At 46.6% G+C, this 20,247-nt stretch carries 1 protein-coding gene; it reads right to left on the minus strand.

The features are described from left to right. Positions 1-89 precede the first annotated feature (89 nt). Positions 90-20,186 (minus strand): non-ribosomal peptide synthetase, encoded by a 20,097-nt coding sequence (locus N473_RS26250; protein WP_063368457.1) that lies wholly within the window; start codon positions 20,184-20,186, stop codon positions 90-92. Between the last annotated feature and the right edge of the window lie 61 nt (positions 20,187-20,247).

A 20,247-nucleotide genomic window follows, 5' to 3' on the forward strand; every position in this document is an offset into this window, starting at 1 on the left:
GGCCTTTATTAAAAAGTTACACTCAAATGTTTGATTGATTGCCTATATAAAAATGCTTGGCGAGTATTCCTAGCCAAGCATTTTTTGTATCAACAGCTCTCGTTGATGGACCAAATTATCTGATAGTGTGAGTCTTCTCGCCACTGTTTAAAATAGGTATTAAACAGCGCCTCCCAATTATCTAATCCAACTTGGTATTGTTCGACCAGCGCTAAATAATTGTCTTTGTCGTACGGTGCCATTGGCATTAGGTACGCTTCAAACAAATATTCATCATATCCTGGTCGCTGCGTGAGTAAGCCATCCATAATGACTTGGGTATTACCCTCCGTTGCGTGTTCGATATAGTGTTTGCATGATTCAATAAACGCATGCTTTTCACCTTGCTCAAAGTGTAAGCCTTGGCTTTTTGCCATGTCGTAAAACTGCGTGACAGGCAGTGGTGTTTTGTTTGCCACATGAAAGACAGTATTGCGTTTTTGCTCATCATTCATGCCGAGCACGATGGCGGCAGCGGCTTTATCCACCGGAATAATATCCAGTAAATACGGAACATCTGCGGGCTGTACAGGCGCTCGCATCATCATTTTTAAAATTCGGTGGAAAATATCATCGGTGTTGCCAATGCCAGTTTGTGAGGACCCGGAGATCTGCGCAAAGCGATAAATGGTGTAGGGCACTCCACACTCTGAAGCTTGGCGGATATTCTCCTCTTGCACCCATTTAGATTGACCGTAGCCACTACAAATGAGCTCAGCATCAATGACGTCAATAAAGTCTTCGATGGGGTTCACTGAAAAGTGCGAATTTTTGACTTGTGTACTGGCTGTCGTGCTCGAGACAAAGTGCATCATTTTGAGCGATTTTGTCGTGGCCATTTGTAACAGCTGATTGGTGCCCGCCACTGACTTTTTGAATGCAAAATAAGGCTGAATATGATTCACGTAAGAAGCCGTGTGAACTATGTGCTGCACATGTTCGCACAAGCTTTGCCAATCTTTATCAGACAAACTAAGCTGGGGCTTTTCCATATCTCCAAGTATGGGCACAATACGACTCATATCAGGGGAGAGCTGGTAGCTTTTGGCTGAGTGCGCAATACGTTGCTTGGCCTCATTTAACGAACTCGCTCTGACAATGCAGTAGATGGTGGCATCTGTCTCATCCATTAATTGCTGAAGAATATGGCTGCCTAAAAAGCCCGTTGCGCCAGTGAGTAGCACCGAGTTGACTTCACCTTCATAGGCCTTTGGTAAAACAGTGGTTTGATTGATAGGGGTGAAGCCCGCGTCTAAAATAAAGTCAGGTTTTTGCTGACTTTCTTCACTTTGGCTATCTGTGTGCTGCGTAGCATAGAGCTTTTCAATGTCTTCAATGAATGCCGCTATGGTATTCATGTTTTTAAACGCGTCTGCTTGCAGCTCAATTTGAAGCTGATCTTTTAATTGCTGAAAGGTTTTCAGTAAAGAGATAGAGTCAAAGCCATATTCGTATAGGTCGCAATCTAGGTCTAATTCATCTGTTGCTATACCAATCACATTGCTGACGATTTGGATCACTGCACCTCGTATATCAGCGCTGTTCTCTACTTCAATCTGTGTATCTGATAAGTGTGTGACAGTATCAGCGGGCGCAACCTCTCGGTTCATTAAGCGCACAGTATTGTGATAGATTTTATCAGGCGATGTGCTTAGCAAAGCGCCCATGTTGGTGACTTCGTTGCTTAATAAGCTTTGCATTAAGCTAAACGCCTCAGGCATGGTGATAAGCTGATAGCCTTTTTTTTCTGCAAAGCCATTTTCAATGCTTTTTACAGGGTCGTTTGAATGCCAGTATCCCCAATTAATGGCCAACGTTTTACCATACCTGTCACCTGCTAGTACTTGTTGTTGACGGGCGTGGGCAAATGCGTTTTGAAAGCCATTACCGTATGAGTAGGATAGGTGATTTAAACTGCCAAATACTGCCATGGATGAGAACATCACAAACAAATCAAGGTCGGTATGTGCAAATACCTTGTCCAGATTGATTGAGCCTTGCACTTTGACTTGCATCCCTTGTTCAAAGTCAGCCCAGTGGTTTTCATCTTCTTTAAAGGCGGTACCTAAATGCAGTATGCCATTTAGCTGCAAGTTGTGTTCATCCATGTACTTGTGAACCTCTTCAAGGCTTTGCTCGCAAGCGACATCTGCGCTCAAGTAATGGACTTGACCTTGTTTAGATGCTTTTAGTTGATTGAGCGAGTCAATACATTGTGCCTCTTTGCGTCTGCCAAGCAAGATAAGGGTGGCGTTAAATTGTGTTAATAATTGCTCGCACAATGTCATGCCTAGTTCGCCCAGTGCACCAGCAATCAAATACACCCCGTGTTGCTTAAAGTTGTTTCCACTGAGGGCTGAATTATTTGCAGGTACAGCTGCTTTGTTCAGTGCTAAGCCAAAGCGAGATTGGTCTTGATACTTCACTTGGTTAGGTTGAGTGGCATCGCTGTTTAAACTCGGGCAAACCAGCTCTTGTAGTAATTTGTCAGCCCACTCTGAACCGTTGTCAGCAAACTCAACCAGACTCCAAACATGGGCAGGGTTGCGCATGGTGTAGCTTCTGAGCAGTGCGCTGATGTCTTCATAGCTGCTGTTAATTTGGCTATTTGGCAAAGCGCAAAACAACTGCATCGCGTGTTTATCAAACTTGGAAATCGCCTGTATAAATTCGTACAGAGGCTTTATATTCTCAGGTTTTGTTTCTGCTTGCTCGGCAATGAAGTAGGCAAAGCTAGGTAACGTATCTTGGTTAAATACCAAAGTGTCGAGCTCTGAAAAATGTACAATATCCACGTTACAGCCGTTGAGCTTAGCACGCAGTGGCTCAGCGCTTTGCTTATCTTTTGCGACGATAAGCCCTTTTTTGTTGGCAAGCAGTGGTTGTAGTTGTGCTTGCCAATCTAGCGGGCAGATCAGTGGCATCGTTTGCCATTGATTCTCTAGCAGTAGCCAAGGCGTAGCAGGGGGCTCAGTGGTTAAAAACGGTGTACTTGGCAAGCTGATTTTTTGCACCGGTTTTTTGTATAGCACAGACCAATTGATTGGGTGTCCTTCAAGCCAAAAGCGCAGCAGGGCAGCTGGATTGTGGGCAAGCTTTAATACATCGTTATCTGCAATCGCCTCAGCTTTTGTGCTTGGTACCTTTTTAATCATCAAAGTATTGCTTTCAAGCTCAGCGCTGAGCTTTTGCTTTAAAGCCGCAACAGAGGAAACAGTCCAGCCAGTGCGGTATTTATGCGCCGTTCTGCCTACTTGCAGCGTATAAACGAGGGACTCGAACGACACGGTCGGTTGCTGCTCAAGATAGGCATTGAGCGCTTTAACTTTTGCTTCTAGCGCCGATTTGCTGGTAGCTGAGAGCACGATGGCAGACTCAGTATCTGCTGCTGTGGTCTCGACATTAGTTTTTTTGCTGTATTCCTCAAGTACGATATGGGCGTTTACGCCACTGATACCAAATGAGCTTACCCCGGCACGGCGCGGTTGCTCACTTTGCCAAGGTGTCATCTCTGTTTGTACTTTGAATGTTGAGTTCTCAAGGCCTAGATATGGGTTGAGCTCATCCACATGGAGTGATGGCACCAAAGTTACGTGTTTAAGCTGCAACAATACCTTGATCACTCCAGCAATACCTGCGGCAATTTCAAGGTGACCGATATTACTTTTCACAGATCCCAGTGCACAGGTTTGCGCGTTATCTGTAGCCGTGCTGATTTTTTTATACGCGGCCTTGAGAGCATCGAGCTCAACAGGATCGCCAAGCGAGGTGCCGGTACCATGGCACTCAATGTAGCTTAGCGTTCTTGGGTCAACGCCCGCATCTTGCCAAGCTTTGTCGAGCAGGCGAGTTTGCGCTTTTGCATTGGGGACCGTAAAGCCTTGAGACTTGCCGCCGTGATTAATGGCGGAGCCTAAAATCGTCCCATAGATGTGATCTTTATCACGCTCTGACTCATTTAGCTTTTTAATAAAGATCATGCCGACGCCTTCGCCGCGCACAATACCATCGGCATCTGCCGAGAAAGTGCGACAACGCCCTGTGGGTGAGAGCGCGCCAATGTCATGCATGGCAATTGATGCACTGGGTGACTCAATGACATTCACACCGCCTACGATGGCCTGATCACATTCTCCATTTTGAATGGCTTGTACCGCCTTGTGGATGGCAACGAGAGAAGACGAACAGGTAGTATCAACGCCTTCACTAGGACCGTGTAAATCTAAAAAGTAACTCATGCGATTTGGCGCATAAGCAGAGGAGGTGATCAAGCCCTCGTGATATCCAGCCTGACAGCCAATGAATAACCCAGTGTTGGTGCCAGCTAAGGATTTTGGATCATAGCCTGCATCTTCAATACATTGCCAAACATGTGACATCAACAAGCTTTCTTGGAGCTTAATACGGTCACTTTCAGCTGGGGCAATATTGAAAAACAGCGGATCAAAGTGTTGGTTGCGTTCAAGACGACCAAGCCAGTTTATGTCTTTTGGTAATGGTTGTTGTGAACGGGTATCAGTATTTTCACTTGCCCAGTCAAATTCAGTCACACAGTCTGTTTGATTGACGAGGTTTTGCCAAAATACATCAATGTTATTTGCTTGTGGAAATTGTGCGCTGATCCCAATGATCGCAATGCGATCATCCGTTTCATTCGTCTGTTCAGTAACTTGGGTCTTTTGAAGCTCAGTATGATCTGAGTTGTTCCCAACCAATTTATCGCTGTGCTCGTCCAAGATATGGGTCAAAATACTGTTTAAAGTAGAGTGCATAAACAGCACGCTCGGCGACAGCGTTAGTTGGTATTTGGCATTCACTTGGTTGATAAAGGTGATAAAAGCGATAGAGTCTGCGCCAAAGTCACCTAAGTCTGTATCAGGGTCAAGCTCGTTGACATCCACCCCTAAAATGTCAGCGGCAATGCCGACCAGGCCCGTTTTTAACTCAGCAGTGAGCGCCTCGATACTGTCAAATAGGTGTGCATTGTGAGTGCTGCTGACATTGGCTGGCTGCGCCGTTTTTGTATATTCAACGAGCGTTTGAGGGTATTGTAGTGCACTGTAAAATGCATCAATGCCTGTGCGTGTAGGCATAGGTGTAAAACCAGTGTGTGCCAGCATGTCTTTAAAATCAGGATTGATCTTCATGCCGCCGTCTTGCCAATACGGCCAGTCGATACTGGCGCTCATACCTTGGCGTTCACCGCGTTGTTGCAGTCCACTGCGATAGTGCATATAGCTATCTAAGAAGGCATTGGCAGTGGCATAGTCGACTTGCGTCAAAGCACCATTTACGCCGCTTAGCCCTGCAAAACAGACAAAAAAGTCCAATGCTAAATCTTGAGTGGCTTCATCCAATGCAACCACGCCCGAAACTTTGGGGGCAAGTACTTGCGAAAAGCTGTGTTTATCTTTTTTGCTTAAAAGCGTGTCTTTAATAATGCCTGCCGCATGGATAACACCGCACAGCGAACCATATTTGGCAAGGATGTCACGGACCATCAAAAGCACATTCATTTTGTGCGAAACGTCCACGCTTTGGTACTGCAATTGGGTATTTGACGTGCTCAGTGCCACTAACTGCTTTTGCACTTCAGGATGGCTTTGCGGTTTACGCCCTGTCACGATAATGGTTTTATTAAATGGCTGTGCACTGATCGCCTTGATAAAGTGCTGACCTATGCCACCAAAGCCACCTGTGATGAGGTAAACGCCATTGGCTTTAAACGGTATTTTTGGTTCAGCTGATGTAATTGCTTGATAGGTCAATACTTCACGCTCACCCTTGGTGTAACGAACAAATTTATCATCAAAGCCACTTTGCTCTGCACGGAGTATCTTAGCAACGTTACTTTCTACTACTTCTGTGTCTAATACCAACAATTGGGTTTGCAGCGTTTTGTGCTCAAGGCTGGCTGTTTTTAATAGCGCATGGAAGCAAGTATAGAGGTTCGCTTGAGTATCGGTGAATGCATTGTCGCCAATGACCAGTTGTAGTTTTATCTGCTTTTTGGTCTTTGCTAAGTGCTTGATAAGCTCAACCAGTTGAAAGCCATAGTCTGCAATTTTTTGCTCAATCGCGAAGTGTTCAGAGTGCAATGAATGTACTTGCGTATCTGGCAGTTCACTGAATTGTGCGTGTGCAGTGCAATCACATAAAACAAGGTGATGCTTTGTATCAGTCGCTGTCGTATGAGCTTGGCCTGTTTGTGCTTTTTTGACCCAAATAGGGGCTTTCAGCGTCACTTTAGCCTGTTCATCATCACCAACTATAGGTGTTTGCACGGTTTGTGTATCGCCAAGACCAATGGTTTTGAGTGCAAACGGGTAGGTAGGCAAACTGAGCTTTGGCAGCTTTGCACCTTGATAGATAAAGTCCCAGTTTGTGAAACCGGTTTCGACCCAATGGGCTAAGATTTCTTGATGATCTAAAACTCTTATCGCATGCGCTAAATCAATTGAGTGCGTTGTCTTAGTTGTGGCTGTTGGCACGTACTCGGCGAGTTTTGATTTCAGCTCAGCAATGGAACTGACGACAAATCCTGTGCGAATTGGCATCACCGTGCGGCCAATTTGCAAGGTATAAGCGAGTCTTGTTAGGTCTTGCTCAGTTAAGTTGTTAGCAGTCAAATAGTCATGTAATTGCGCGACTTGCTTGTCTAATACTGCTTGCGTGTGTGCAGAGAGCACAATAATGGCCGGTGAATGTATCAGCTGGTTTTCAAGCTCGTGATGCTCGATATTACAGGCTTCTTCCAACACGGCATGGGCATTGGTGCCGCCAATACCAAAAGAGCTCACGGCTGCGCGCCTTGGTAACAACGGCGTGTGCCAATCTCGCGTGCTATCGACCACATAAAAGGGTGAATTTGCTAAATCTATGTGCGGATTAACGTTATTGAAATGCAGTGAAGCTGGCAGCTTTTTGTGATAAAGCGCCAATGATGTTTTAATTAAGCCAGTGAGGCCCGCCAACGTATCTGTATGACCTAAGTTAGATTTAACAGCACCTAAGCCGCAAAACTGTTTGTCGCCGCTATATTGCTGATAGACCTGCTGCAAAGATGAAAACTCAATGGGGTCGCCAAGAGCAGTGCCAGTACCATGGGCTTCCACATAGCTGATTGAAGCAGGGGAGATGTCTGACGCTTTTAAAGTTTGCTCTATGACGTGCATTTGGCCTTTGGTGCCCGGAGCGAAAAAGCCTGCTTTGTCTTTGCCGTCGTTATTTACCTTGATACCACGAATGAGGCTGTAGATGTTATCAGCGTCATTGACTGCACCATCGGCGCGTTTTAATACGATCACAGAGACGCCGCTGCCGCCAATCATGCCGTCGGCTTGTTCATCAAACACCTTACAGCGCGCATCGCCTGCAAAGTTGAGCCCTTTCTCGTATTCATATCCGGTGTAACGTTGCGGGTAAAGACAAGCTGCGCCGACAATGGCGTAATCAATCTCGCCAGCTTTCAGTGCACTACATGCCAACGAGATGGCAGACATAGATGATGAACAGTTTGAGTGCACAAACAAACTTGGGCCAGTAAAACCAAGGTGATATGAAATGGTGGTTGGCAGTGTACCGGGTTGATTAATGGTCGAAGCCACATAGTCTTGTGCATTTAAAATAAACTGACCATCTTTAAACTTGTCTTGCAGATTTAAATCAGGGTTATCCGCACCAGAAGATGACACATAAACCCCCGTATTTGGCATGTTTTCAGCGCAGTAGCCTGCATCTTCAATGGCCTTCCACGCATGTAGTAGCAACTGGCGTTGCGAGTAGCTCATTGTTTTGGCGTTCTTTTCAGAGATATTGAAAAACTCTGGGTCAAATTGATCTTGGCCCTCAACCCAAGAGTCGAGCCAAGTAATGTCGCCTTGATCAGTAGACTCACTGAGTCGTTTGAGAAAGTCTTTTTCGTTGACCAAATTATGCCAAAACTCTGTGTGGTTCTGCGAATCAGGGTACTGGCAAGACAGGCCGATCAATGCGATATCTTGAGTGCGATTATCTTGATTGTGAGAATTGCTATTAGCCGCATCGCTTGTTATCTCTTGGACAGGCGCTTGCGCATGCGTACTTTGCGCTTGGGCGATAAAGTCTGTCATCGCATCTATGGTGCTGGATTGAAAAATCTGCGTGAGCGGAAACTCAACATCTAACTGTGATTTGAACTTAGCAGTGAGCACATTGGCCAGCAGTGAATCACCGCCAGCTTCAAAAAAAGGCACGTTGGAGGCGATGTGGTCGACTTCTAAAACTTGCTGCCAAATTTGCGTAACCGCTGCTTTGAGCTCTGATTGCTCAGTTAGTTTAGGTGTTGCAGTGAGGGTGCTGGCGTTAGGTTTTACCTCTAGCATTGCCGTTTGTGACGGCACAAATGGTAACTGCTTCGACAATGCCTGCTTATCAATCTTACCGTTTGAAGTAATTGGGAAATGGGGCACCAATACAAAATAAGCAGGTACCATGTATTCAGGTAACTTGAACAGTAGATCGGCACGTATTTGCGCTGTAGACGGCGCATCAGGTGCAATGATATAGGCCACCAAAACTTGTCCACGTTGCTTTTGTGCGCTAGTGACATAGGCGTCTGTGATGTAGCTCAGTGATTGCAGTGCATGTTGGACTTCGCCAAGTTCAATGCGATGACCACGGATCTGAACTTGGTCATCGGCTCGGCCCATGTATTCCAGTAAGCCAGACTCATTTAATCGGGCTAAATCACCTGAGCGGTAAAGGCGTTTACCATCACTGTGAGTAATAAAGCGTGCATCAGTCAGAGCTGGTTGATTGTGATAGCCTCGAGTCACGCCACAACCTGCGACAAAAATCTCACCAACTTGGCCTACTTGAGCTGGGTTAAATTGTTCATCTAACAACAACACTTCGTAGCCGGGTAGGGCACGGCCTATGATACTGCGCGCTTGTGCGCCATATAGCATGTTCGAATCTATGGTGACTTCGGTGACATGCACTGTGGTTTCAGTGATGCCATACATGTTTACAAGCTCTGCTTGTGGCTGTGCTTGCTCAAACCAAGGTGCCAGCTTGCTCACATCGAGTGCTTCACCACCAAATATCACTTTACGCAGTGCATTGTGTGGGCTTGCCAGCAAGTTGTCCATCAGCGGGTAAAATGCCGATGGCGTTTGGTTTAAAATAGTCACTTGGTTATCGATGACAAACTTGGCGAAACGCACGGACTCTTTACGAGTAAGCTCATCAGGGATCAAAAGCTTGCCACCGTGCAGTAGCGCGCCCCAAATTTCCCACACCGAAAAGTCAAAGGCATAAGAGTGGAATAAGCACCAAGTATCTTGTTCATTAAAACCAAATAACGATTGGGTGTTGTTAAACAAGCTGCATACATTATGATGCTCAACCAAAACGCCTTTTGGCTTGCCTGTTGAGCCCGATGTATAAATGATGTACGCCAAACTGGATGCAGATGCGCGATTGATATTGGCAACTTGAATAGTAGTTGCAAGGGCAGCTTGCAAGTTAATTACTTGATGGTGCTGGTAGGCCCCTGCATGCTGTATCTCTGCGCCAAGTACTAAAATACTTGGTTTGGCGTCTTCTAAAATATGTTGAATGCGCGCCGCAGGTGAGTTGGGATCAAGTGGCACATAGGCTGCACCTGATTTTAATATCCCCAGTATCGCGACGATTAACTCAATAGAAGGTTTGGCACAAAGCGCAATGAGGTTTTCAGTGCCTTGCTTAAATTCAGGGTGATTTAAGAGCGTGTGTGCGAATTGATTGGCTTTGTCGTTGAGCTGACGGTAATTGATTGACTGCATACCAAAGCAAACGGCGATGTGCTCTGGGTGCATAGCGGCTTGTGCTTCAAACAAATCGACTAGGGTCGGTTGAGCCGCAGGCAGGGTTTTTAAGTTAGCAAAGACTGGTAAGCTGCCAAGTGCTTGCTCGCCTGCAAACATCACATCATCAATTAAACTTGCATAGTCTTTAGCTAATGCATCTATCACAGTGGATGGGTAGACGGCTTCATCAAATTTAAATGAAACCTTAAAGCTGTGTGATAAAGGCGTGACTTCCAAGCTTAAATCTAGCTCAGGTTCTTGCACACATTCAGGCCAAATGGCGTTTACTAAGTCTTGATTAGACTCAACCCAATCTGGTTTTAAGAAGTTATGGTAGGCAAACCCGATTTGGAAAATAGGATGGCTGTGCATCGCGCGTTTCGCACCCGTTGCGCGGACGATTTCAGTAAATGGATAGCCGCTGTGTTTTATAAGCTCGCCAAGCTGGTGTTGGTTTTGTAGTGCCAATTGCGAGAATGAGTGCGTTTGGTTTACTGAACCTCTGAGTGGCAGTTGGTTTACAAACAAGCCTAATGATTTGGTCATATCACTGGTTGGGCGGTGCAACACGGGCACGCCCAAAGTAATGTCATCACGTTGCGTTTTGGCACTCAATAGAGTTTGAAACGCTGATAAGAAAAACGCAGCAGGGTTTACTTTATTGCTACTACAAAACTGTTGAATACGCTGCACTTGATTGTTATTCATCGCCAGCTCAAGTCGCTTAGCTTGCTTGTTCGCACTTTGCTTTTCTTGTTTGCCAGCTAATGTCAGCTCAGACTCAACACCTTGCAACTGTGTTTGCCAATAGTGTTTTAGCTGTGTGCTTCGCTCGCTGTTAAGCATCTTCTTTTCCCACTCAAGGTAGGTGAAAAAGCCAGTATCTGGTTGAGCTTGCTCAAGCGGTTCATTGGCGACGAGAGCGTGGTAAGTTTGCCATAATTGTTCAAGCAATAGGGTCGCAGAGACACCGTCAATGATGAGGTGATGGAAGACTAAAACCACCACATCGAGCTGGCCGTTGATTTGCCAATGTGTTGCGCGCCACAGCAGCGGGCTGTGTGCTGAGTGTGATTGTGTCATCGCGAATGGCTGCTTGATGTCAGCTTGGATCAAATCAATCAAGGCTGATTTTGACGACACTGGCGTGTGATTTTGCTCCAGTGTGGGTGTAAGCTCTGTGATTTGTTGCTGAGGCAAGCCTTCCACTTCAGCAAGCTGCACCGACAAAATGGGGTGTTTTTGGCTGAGCCAGTTAAGCGCAGCCTGCATGCAATCCACATTCAAATCATTGACTTCAAAAACCATTGGTACGTGGTAAGTGCTTAGTTGCGGGTTTTGCTTGTGTAGTAACCACAGACCTTGCTGGGCTTTTGACAGTGGCATAGGCCCATGTAAATTTGCACTCGCTGGTGTGCTTTGAACCACGGGCTCATCCACTTGCGTTGGCAGTTGGTGCGCAGCTAAATAGTCACATAACTCATTGATGGTGCTTATCTCAAAAAGCAGTGCGGGTGGTAAAGTTTCAATGTTCAAAAACGTATCAGACTCAAGCCTTTGCACCACAGACATCAGCATGATGGAGTCAAATCCCATGTCTTTAAAATCAACCTCATCGTCTAAGTCTTTCACATCGATTTTAGTGATGTCGGTAATAATTGATTTAACGTGGTCACGGATCTGGGCGTGGCTTTTTCCACCCTCTACAGAGCCGGTGTTGATGCGCTGAGTTGTGGTGCTAGGTTTGTGCCAAAGCTGTGTTAATTTGCTGGCATCGCCGTATAAAAAACAGTGCTGAGTAGGGATGTTGTGCAAGGTAAAAATACGATAAAACGCGTCGATACCTGCCTCATTCGGCATGACTTCAATGCCTTGTGATTGCAAAATAGATGTGGTTAATGAGTCAACCTGCATGCCACCTTCTGACCACAATGGCCAGTTAACCGACAGGCTCAAACCGCTGCGCATGCCTTGTGATACCAGCGTTTGACGAGCAGCCATAAAGCGGTCCATGAAGGCGTTAGCACAGGCATAATCTGCCTGTCCCATATTGCCAAATACACCTGCAATGGAAGAGAAGCAGACAAAAAAGTCTAAATCACATGTTTTACTCGCTTCATCTAAAGCGATTAAGCCTGCCACTTTTGGTGCAAACACCTGTGCGACTTCTTGCGGCGTTTTATTGCTTATCAGTTGGTCTTTGATCACTCCGGCACTGTGAATTATGCCAGTGATACCACTATGCTTGGCTTTGAGGTTTGTAAAAAGTGCGTTGACGTCATCATGATTGGCAATATCCAATGATACATAGCTCAATCTTGAAGGCTCGCATCCAAGTGCATCAAGGTGTGATTGAATCGTATCGTTAGGTGCACGGCGACCAACAAACACAATATGTGCTTGTTGAGTATGTTGGATGATTTCTTTGGCAAAGGTTTGACCAAGCTGGCCAAGGCCGCCTGTTATTACATACACACCATTTTCTTTCCAAGGCAAAGTGGTGGTGTCAACTTGCTGATAGGCTTGCAAGTCAAAAGTTAAAACCTGTCGCTGTCCTTGTTGGTAGCGTATGCAGGCGTCTTGTTTTTTCGCTTCATTCTCAACAAGGTGTTCAAAATTATTTGCATCATCAACGGCAATTAGCTGAGTCTCAATGTTGCTGTATTCGATGGCGGCTGTTTTCAGCACACCATTGAGTGCAGATAAAAGCGCGGTTTGGTCTTTCACCACAACTTGAACAAGTAACTTGCTCGGTGTCTTTTTGGTGATGGTGCCTTGCTGCAGTTCGAGCTGCTTAAAGTAATTGATAAGACCATTTGTATAGGCTTCTAATTGCGCTTGAGTTTCAATGGCTGTGCAGCTTAGACGCGTGCTTGATACCGAGTATATTTCCGGTAAGTCATCACCAAGCAGAACAACTTGACGATGATATGTTGCAGGTTCAGTAGAAGTTAACGGCTTATCCGCCCAGTTTATGGTGTAATGCAGCAGTGCGGAGTGTGTAGTGGATGTTTGTGCACTTGGTGTGTGTGGTACAGGTGCAAAAGCTTGTGCGCTTTGCACATTGGCGCTTGGACCATTAAAGTCGAACGCAGCACTTGGCTCGCATTTTTCAGCCGATTTATGTGTACTTTTCTCTGGTAGCCAAAATGACGTTTTAGCGAACGGGTAAGTGGGTAAACGCAATAGCGCTGGCGTTTGCTGTGCGTACAATAAAGGCCAATCGATGTCAGCACCAACAACCCAAAGCGCCAGCAACTTGTTCAAGTCGCCTTGCTCTATCCAACGTATAAAGTCACTGTTATCCAGTGCGCTTAAAATTTCTTTACCTTGTTTGACTTCCCCTTGCTTGTAGTGACCACGCGCCTTGTTTATAAATTGCGCCAGGCCATCTTGCACATCTGCAATGGTGCTTGCGGTAAATGCCATGCGATAGTCCATCTCTTCACGGGCGCTTTGTAGCGTGAAGGCAAGGCTAGTTAGGGCGTTGTCTTGTATATTTTTACGAGTCAGCCATGACTTCAAGGCGTGCGCTTTGTCATTGAGTGACTCTTTGCTTTTGGCGCTAAGCGTGATGATCACAGGCAGCGAAACGGTGTTTTTCTGCTGTATAGGCTGAGTCAAATATTCTTCAAGTACAACATGGGCGTTGGTGCCACTAAAACCAAAAGAGCTCACCGCTGCACGGCGTTTTTGTCCGTTGTCGCTTTGCCATGCGATGGCTTCTTGGTTGACAAAAAATGGCGTGTTATGCCAATTGATATGACTGTTGCCTTGCTCATAGTGAAGCGAGGCAGGAATAGTGCGGTGCTTCATGGCAAGTAGCGCTTTGATCACCCCAGCAACACCTGCTGCGGTTAGGCAGTGGCCGATGTTGGTTTTGACCGAGCCCAGCGCACAAAACTCGTTGCTGTCGGTGTGGGCTCTAAATGCCCGAGTCAGCGCTTGAAACTCAATGGGGTCGCCCAGTTTTGTGCCTGTACCATGGGCTTCGATCATTTGAATTGAGTCGGGTGCGATATCAAAGCGTGTGTAAATATCACGGTGCAATTGCTCTTGTGATAAAGAACTCGGCGCGGTGATCCCGCTGGTGGTACCGTCTTGATTGGTGGCAGAGCCTAGGATCACACCGTAAATGTGGTCGCCATCGCGCTCGGCGTCTTCAAGTTTTTTCAGTACGAGCACACCTGCGCCTTCGCCGGGCACAAAGCCATTGGCGCGATCGTCAAAGGTATAACAGGTACCATCTGGGCTAAGCATGCCCGCTTTACCCGCATGGATGGAAAATTTAGGCGTGCATAAAGTAGCAACACCGCCGACGAGGGCGCTGCTGATCTCATTGTTATTTAAAGCTTGGCACGCACTGTGAAGGGCAACCAAAGAGGAAGAACACGCGGTGTCTATGGCAAGAGCAGGGCCTTTTAAATTTAAAAAGTAAGAGACACGAGCGGGTATAACCGATCCCGCATTGCCCCAAAACACTTGTGCGGGCGCATCTTCTTCGGCCAAGCCAGCATAATCACTTTGCGCACAGCCCAAGTACACGCCGACATTTTGACCAGCAACTTTGGTGATCATATTGGCGTCTTCTAATGCTTTATACGCTTGTTGCAAAAAGAGCCTTTGCTGTGGGTCCATATACATGGCTTCTTGCGGCGTAATTGAGAAAAAGGGCGCATCGAAATAGCTGATGTCATTCAGTAAGCTGGCGTATTTGCTCCAGTTTTGCTGATTGGCGCTCAGGCGTGATAAATCCCACCGTGTTTGTGCTTTGACCGAGGTGCGCTTTTCCGCCAGCATGGTCCAAAATTCATCGAGATTGTCCGCATCACCAAATTGACCGCTCATGCCCACAATGGCGATTTTGCCACTGTGAACAGGTGCTTGCGTTGTTAAGTTTTCTTGCTCTGCTTGCACCGTTTTGCTGTGTGAGCCGTGCTTGCGCAAATTGTGCGTGTTATCAGGGCTTAGCTGCGCTTCACCCACTTGTTCAGATGCGTTGCTGTCGCTTTGTACTGGCATTAACGCTAATACCTGCTCTTTATGCTCTGCGATGATATAAGCACTCAGTGTGTCAATTGATGGGTAATCAAATAGCAAGGTTGCTGGCAAGTTTAGGCTAAACTTGGCGTTGATCTCATCTAGCATTTGAATGGCTAAAATAGAGTCTACCCCATAGTCTGCAAATGATTCTTCAGCGTCTAGCTCGTTAGGATCCATGTCTAGGGCGGCACTTGCAATGTCAAATAGCGCATTGTGGACAAATTCAGTCAGCGCAGAGGGATCTGCATTGTGCTGTGGCTGTTGTTTTGATGTACTGCTCATACTCTGTGTTGCTTTGGGGTTATCTTTTTTGTCTTTGTTCTTGGTGTGTGTGGGCGTTCTTTTTTGTAAAGAAAGGCCATCGCTCTGGGCGCAAAAAACTTGCTGAGGAGAGCTTGCATCACCAGCGGCAAAGGCGTTTACAAATCCAGTTTCAAAAAGGGCTTGTTGCCAGTTTTCGATAGACAACATTGGCGAGCCTGCTAAGCGCAAGTGCTTATCTTGGCTTAGCCACCATCCTTCTAATAAGCCGAATGTCAGATGTGTAAATAAGGAGGTGTGTATCACTTCATTGATAAGTAAAACACCGCCTTGCTTTAAGCAAGCCTTGGCATTTTGCAGGGTGTTTTTAATGTCCGGTGTGGCGTGTAGAACGTTAGTGGCAATCACCACATCATAGCTACCGATATTAATATTTTGTCCTGCAAGAGGCTTGCTGATATCTAGGTATTTGGTGTCAACATATGGGTAATCAGTTTGATACTGCGCCTTGGCATGGTTAAAGAATGCTTTTGATAAATCAGTATAAGCGTATTCTTCAACTTGCCACGGCTTAAGTGCTGGTAAAACTGAACGGGTCGTGCCGCCGGTACCTGCGCCAATTTCAAGTACGCGTATCGATTCCAAGCTGGCTGTCGTCAAGTAGGTTTGCAGCTGCTCAATCAACACCGCATTTGCATAATCTGCAACCGGATTATTTTGATAAACCGCTTCGACTAAGGCCATGGATGCATTGGGAAAGAGCGCATCTGTGGCTTTGATCTCGCCATTTAAAATGGCAGGCAAATTCGCCAAGCAATTATCTAGTAGATTCTCTGATGGGGTTGAAGTATGGGTTGCTTCAACAGGTTGAATAACGCCACTCTGTATTAGCTGGTGCGCCTCTAAATAGCGCTCGGTCTCTGTCCACCACTTACGGAAGTACTCTGGCAAAATGGCAAGGGCTTGTTCACGCTGGGCTGGGTGTTGCCAGCCAGCTTGGTGGAGCGCCGCGCAAAGTTGGTGTAGGTCAACCTGCGCTTTGCTATCTTGTTTAGGCGTTTGATGTTTAGAGCCTTGCTTGGCGATTGCATGCTGCGCGCCTTGTGCACTAAAGCTCTGTAACTTAAAGGTATCGGTTAGTGCGGCTTGTGTGATTTTAAGCACGCCCGCTTGCGTTAAGTTTGAGCCCATCAAGGTCGCAAGAGCTTGCATGCCTTGCTCTGCCTCGATAGAGCCAATGCCCATAGCCATCATTTTCTTTTGGTAGTATTCATCTTGAACTACGCCCACAGAGCCCCAGTATCCCCAATTGATGATTTTAACTGGGCACTTATGCTGGTAAGTGCGAGCAAGTGAATCTAGATATACGCACCCTGCGGCATAGTTACTTTGCCCCGCAGCAGGAGAAAACGACTGCATAGATGAAAAGAACAAGAAAAAGTCTAAATCTGCTTGGCTGAATACCTCCAGTGCAACTTCACCTGTTTGCTGCTTAGCGTGATAGCTGCGGTTAAATTGCGCTTCATCCATGTTTGCCAGCGTTTGGTCTTCTAGGTGTAAAATTGAATGCACCACACCATTTAAACCGCCAAATTGACGGGTGATGCTTTTAGATGCACATTCCATCGCATCTTTGTCACTGGCATCACATTGAATGTATACAGGGGCTTTACCAAGCTTTGCTAAGCGATCAATATCGCTTTGAATGTCGGTGTTTAGTTCACGGCGGCCAAGCCAGATGATTTGCGCATCGTGGTGCTTTATCATCCACTCACTCCATACTTGGCCAAGACCGCCAGCCCCGCCCAGTACGAGATAGGTGCCTTGTTTTTGCAGACTCGCCTTGTTAGCTGTCGCATCTAGAAAGGTGTGCTGCGCCAGCTCAAAGCTCAAGTATTGACCGGTGCGATGCGCATACAAACCCGCAGGTAACAACGTAAATTCACTTGGGATTGAGTCTAGTTGCTCTGCATCTATGATGCGCACCGTCCAGCTTGGGTATTCCTGTGCAACACTTTGCAGTAGGCCAATTAGGCCTGCACCTTCGCAGTTAACTTGTTCATTTTGGCCAAAAACGGCTTGTGTTTGTTTTGTCACTAAGGTAATTGATAGTGGCTTACTATCAAACCCGTCTGCCAACATGCGCTTGAGTTGTTGGAATAAAGCCAGCGGCTGTGCGTACTCATCTGTTGCCAGCCAAACCAGCTGATTGGTGTCATTACTCTCGGTTAACCAACCTGGTTTTAATGCCTGTGGCCCAAAATAAGCTGCGTGCAGTTCAGGAGACGTTGCAAAGTCGGGTGTGACTGATTGCCAGCAAGGTGTGAGCGTGAGCAAGTCTTGTGTGCTTGGTTTGACAGCATCTAATGATATTTTTCGAGTTGAAAAGCCTTTAATGCCCACAAGTAAATTGCCATCGAGGTCACAAATATCCAAATCAAACTTTTGTGTGTTATCTGTGTTGGTGCTTGTTTGCGTTGCTTTGACCCAGACTTCAGTGTGCTGTGCTGCACTTAATTGCTGTGCGTTGTAAAAACACACTTGCTCGGTGGCAAATGGCAGGGCTGCGTGTGATTGGTCGGCAAATATGATTAAGGATTGCAGCGCCGCGTCGACAAGGGCCGGTGATAGGCCAAAGCCTTGGCTACACGATGAAGGTACGGCCACTTTGGCGGTTGCTGTCGTACCTTGTTTGCTTAACTGTTGTAGGCCTTGAAAGCGGGTGCCGTAGTCTATGCCTATATTTTTAAACGTGGCGTAAGCGTCACTCGGGGTAAGTAGCTGATCAGACTCGGTGGTTAATTCAAATAAGGTGACGGGCGCGCTTTGCTGCGATACTTGCACCTCTCCTGAGGCACAGACTTGCTGGGCGCCTTCGTGCTTTTGCCACACTTCAAATTGCATTGCACTATCTGACTGCCAAAGGGACACATAAACGGTGTTTTGCTCAGTGGGTGTCCCTTGCTCAATGCTGATAGGGCGTAGCCATTTGACGTTTTCAATTTGAATGGCATGGGACGCATCTAAATTGTGGGATAACGCGATGGCTGCACGGACCATTTCTAACGTGCAAACCCCAGGTAACAGGCGCTTGCCATTGACTTGGTGGTCAGCTAAAAAGAATTCGTCACCAGTAAAAGTCGAGCTAAACAGTAGTTCATCAAAAGCAGGTAACGCTCTATGAAGTAGTGGGTGTAAAACTTCGGTTTTAGGCGCGTCTTTTTTTGAGGTTATCCAATATGGCTTTGGATTAAACGGGTAGCCGGGCAGGGCAAGTCGCTGTGGTTTAGCATCATGATAAAGTGCCGACCACTCAACAATCGCACCTGATAGCCATTGGCTTAGTGCATCTGAGGCGTTTTGACTGTCTGCTGTTATACAGGTATTCGCGTTGTCTTTGTCTGCTTTACCTTGCTGCCAAGCGCCGTTTTTGCCTTCAATAAAAAGATTAAGCTGTTTTGTTACTTCAGCCATTGAGCTGGCACTAAAAGCCAAGCGTTGGCTCATGTCTTCGCGGCCAACTTGTAGGGTAAATGCCAAGTCGGCCAAGCTATCATCGGTTAAGTTTTGCGCTTCAATAAACGCCTTGAGCGCTTTGACCCGCGCCATTAAGGCCTCAGGTTTTTTGGCGGAGAGCACAATCACGGCTGGCATATCTAAACTAGCGGTATTTGCTATTTGGGCTGGTGGTGATTGCAAAATCACATGGGCGTTTACGCCTGCAAAGCCAAATGAGGAAATACCAGCAAGCACATGCTTTTGTTCTAAGGGTACACAGTCAGTTGCCAAGGCAAACGGGGATTTATCCAGCGTGATTTTAGGGTTCAATGTTTCAAAGTTTTGTAGCGGCGGTACTTGCTGGTGTTTAAAACTCAAAAGCACTTTGATGATACCTGCTATGCCCGCAGCGGACTCCAAGTGACCGATATTGGTTTTGACTGTGCTGAGATAACAAGTAGAGTCTCCGTCTGACTTTTTAGATTTGGTAGCACGAAAAGCGCGTTTTAGACCTTGGATTTCGATTGGATCGCCAAGTCGAGTGCCTGTCCCATGTAGCTCAATGTAAGATAAATCATCACTATGGATCCCCGCATTGTCGATGGCCTCTTGAATGACACGAGATTGCGAAAATGGACTGGGTGAGGTGAGGGTATTGGTGTGACCTGAATGACCGACACTGCTGCCTTTGACCACGCCATACACTGTAAGGTTTTCTTTTACAGCGCGCTCTAATGGCATCAGTAGTACCATGCCCACGCCTTCGCCACGCACATAGCCATCGGCGTTGGCATCTAGCGTTTTGCAGTGCCCATTTGGTGATAATACTCCGAGCTTACTGAATGACACATAGCGACTTTTGGTGATAAGCAGGTTAACACCGCCAACTAAGGCTGCGTTGATCTCTCCGGCATTAAAGTCGTTCATGGCTTTGTGCAATGCAACCAAAGACGATGAACACGCGGTATCGACGGTCTCGCTGGGGCCTTGGAAATTAAAATAATGGGAGATGCGATTGGCAAAAACCCCGGTCGACATGCCCGTTAAAAAATGCGGGTCGATGTTACCCGTGGCAAGCTCTTGATAGTCGGTATTACTGCAACCTAAGTACACACCCGTTTTGGTATTTTTGAAGGCGCTTGGAGACAAACCCGCATCTTCAAAACATTGCCACGCCAGCTCCATGCTCAGGCGTTGTTGTGGGTCCATGCTTTGCGCTTCTTTGGGGGATATGGCAAAAAATCCGGCATCAAAACCGTCAATATTGTCGATAAATCCGCCCCATTTACTCACGATTTTTTGTTCGTCTTTTTTCGGAGCTGGGTCAAAGTCATCTTGCCATCGAAAGCGCGCCGCTGGGATCTCACTGATACTACTTACTTTGTTTGCTAAGTTGTGCCAAAACTGCTCTTTGCTGCTGGCGCCGGGAAAGCGTAGCGATATACCAACAATGGCAATCTCTTGTTGAGCTGAGGTGTGTTTGTTAGCCGTAGTATCTTGCTTGTTTTTCATGGTTTGTCTCAGTAAAACGGGTGTAACTAATAATGTGCAAAGCAAAGGCCCTAAATCACCC

Source organism: Pseudoalteromonas luteoviolacea CPMOR-1, from assembly GCF_001625685.1.
GTDB classification, from domain to species: Bacteria; Pseudomonadota; Gammaproteobacteria; order Enterobacterales; family Alteromonadaceae; genus Pseudoalteromonas; species Pseudoalteromonas luteoviolacea_K.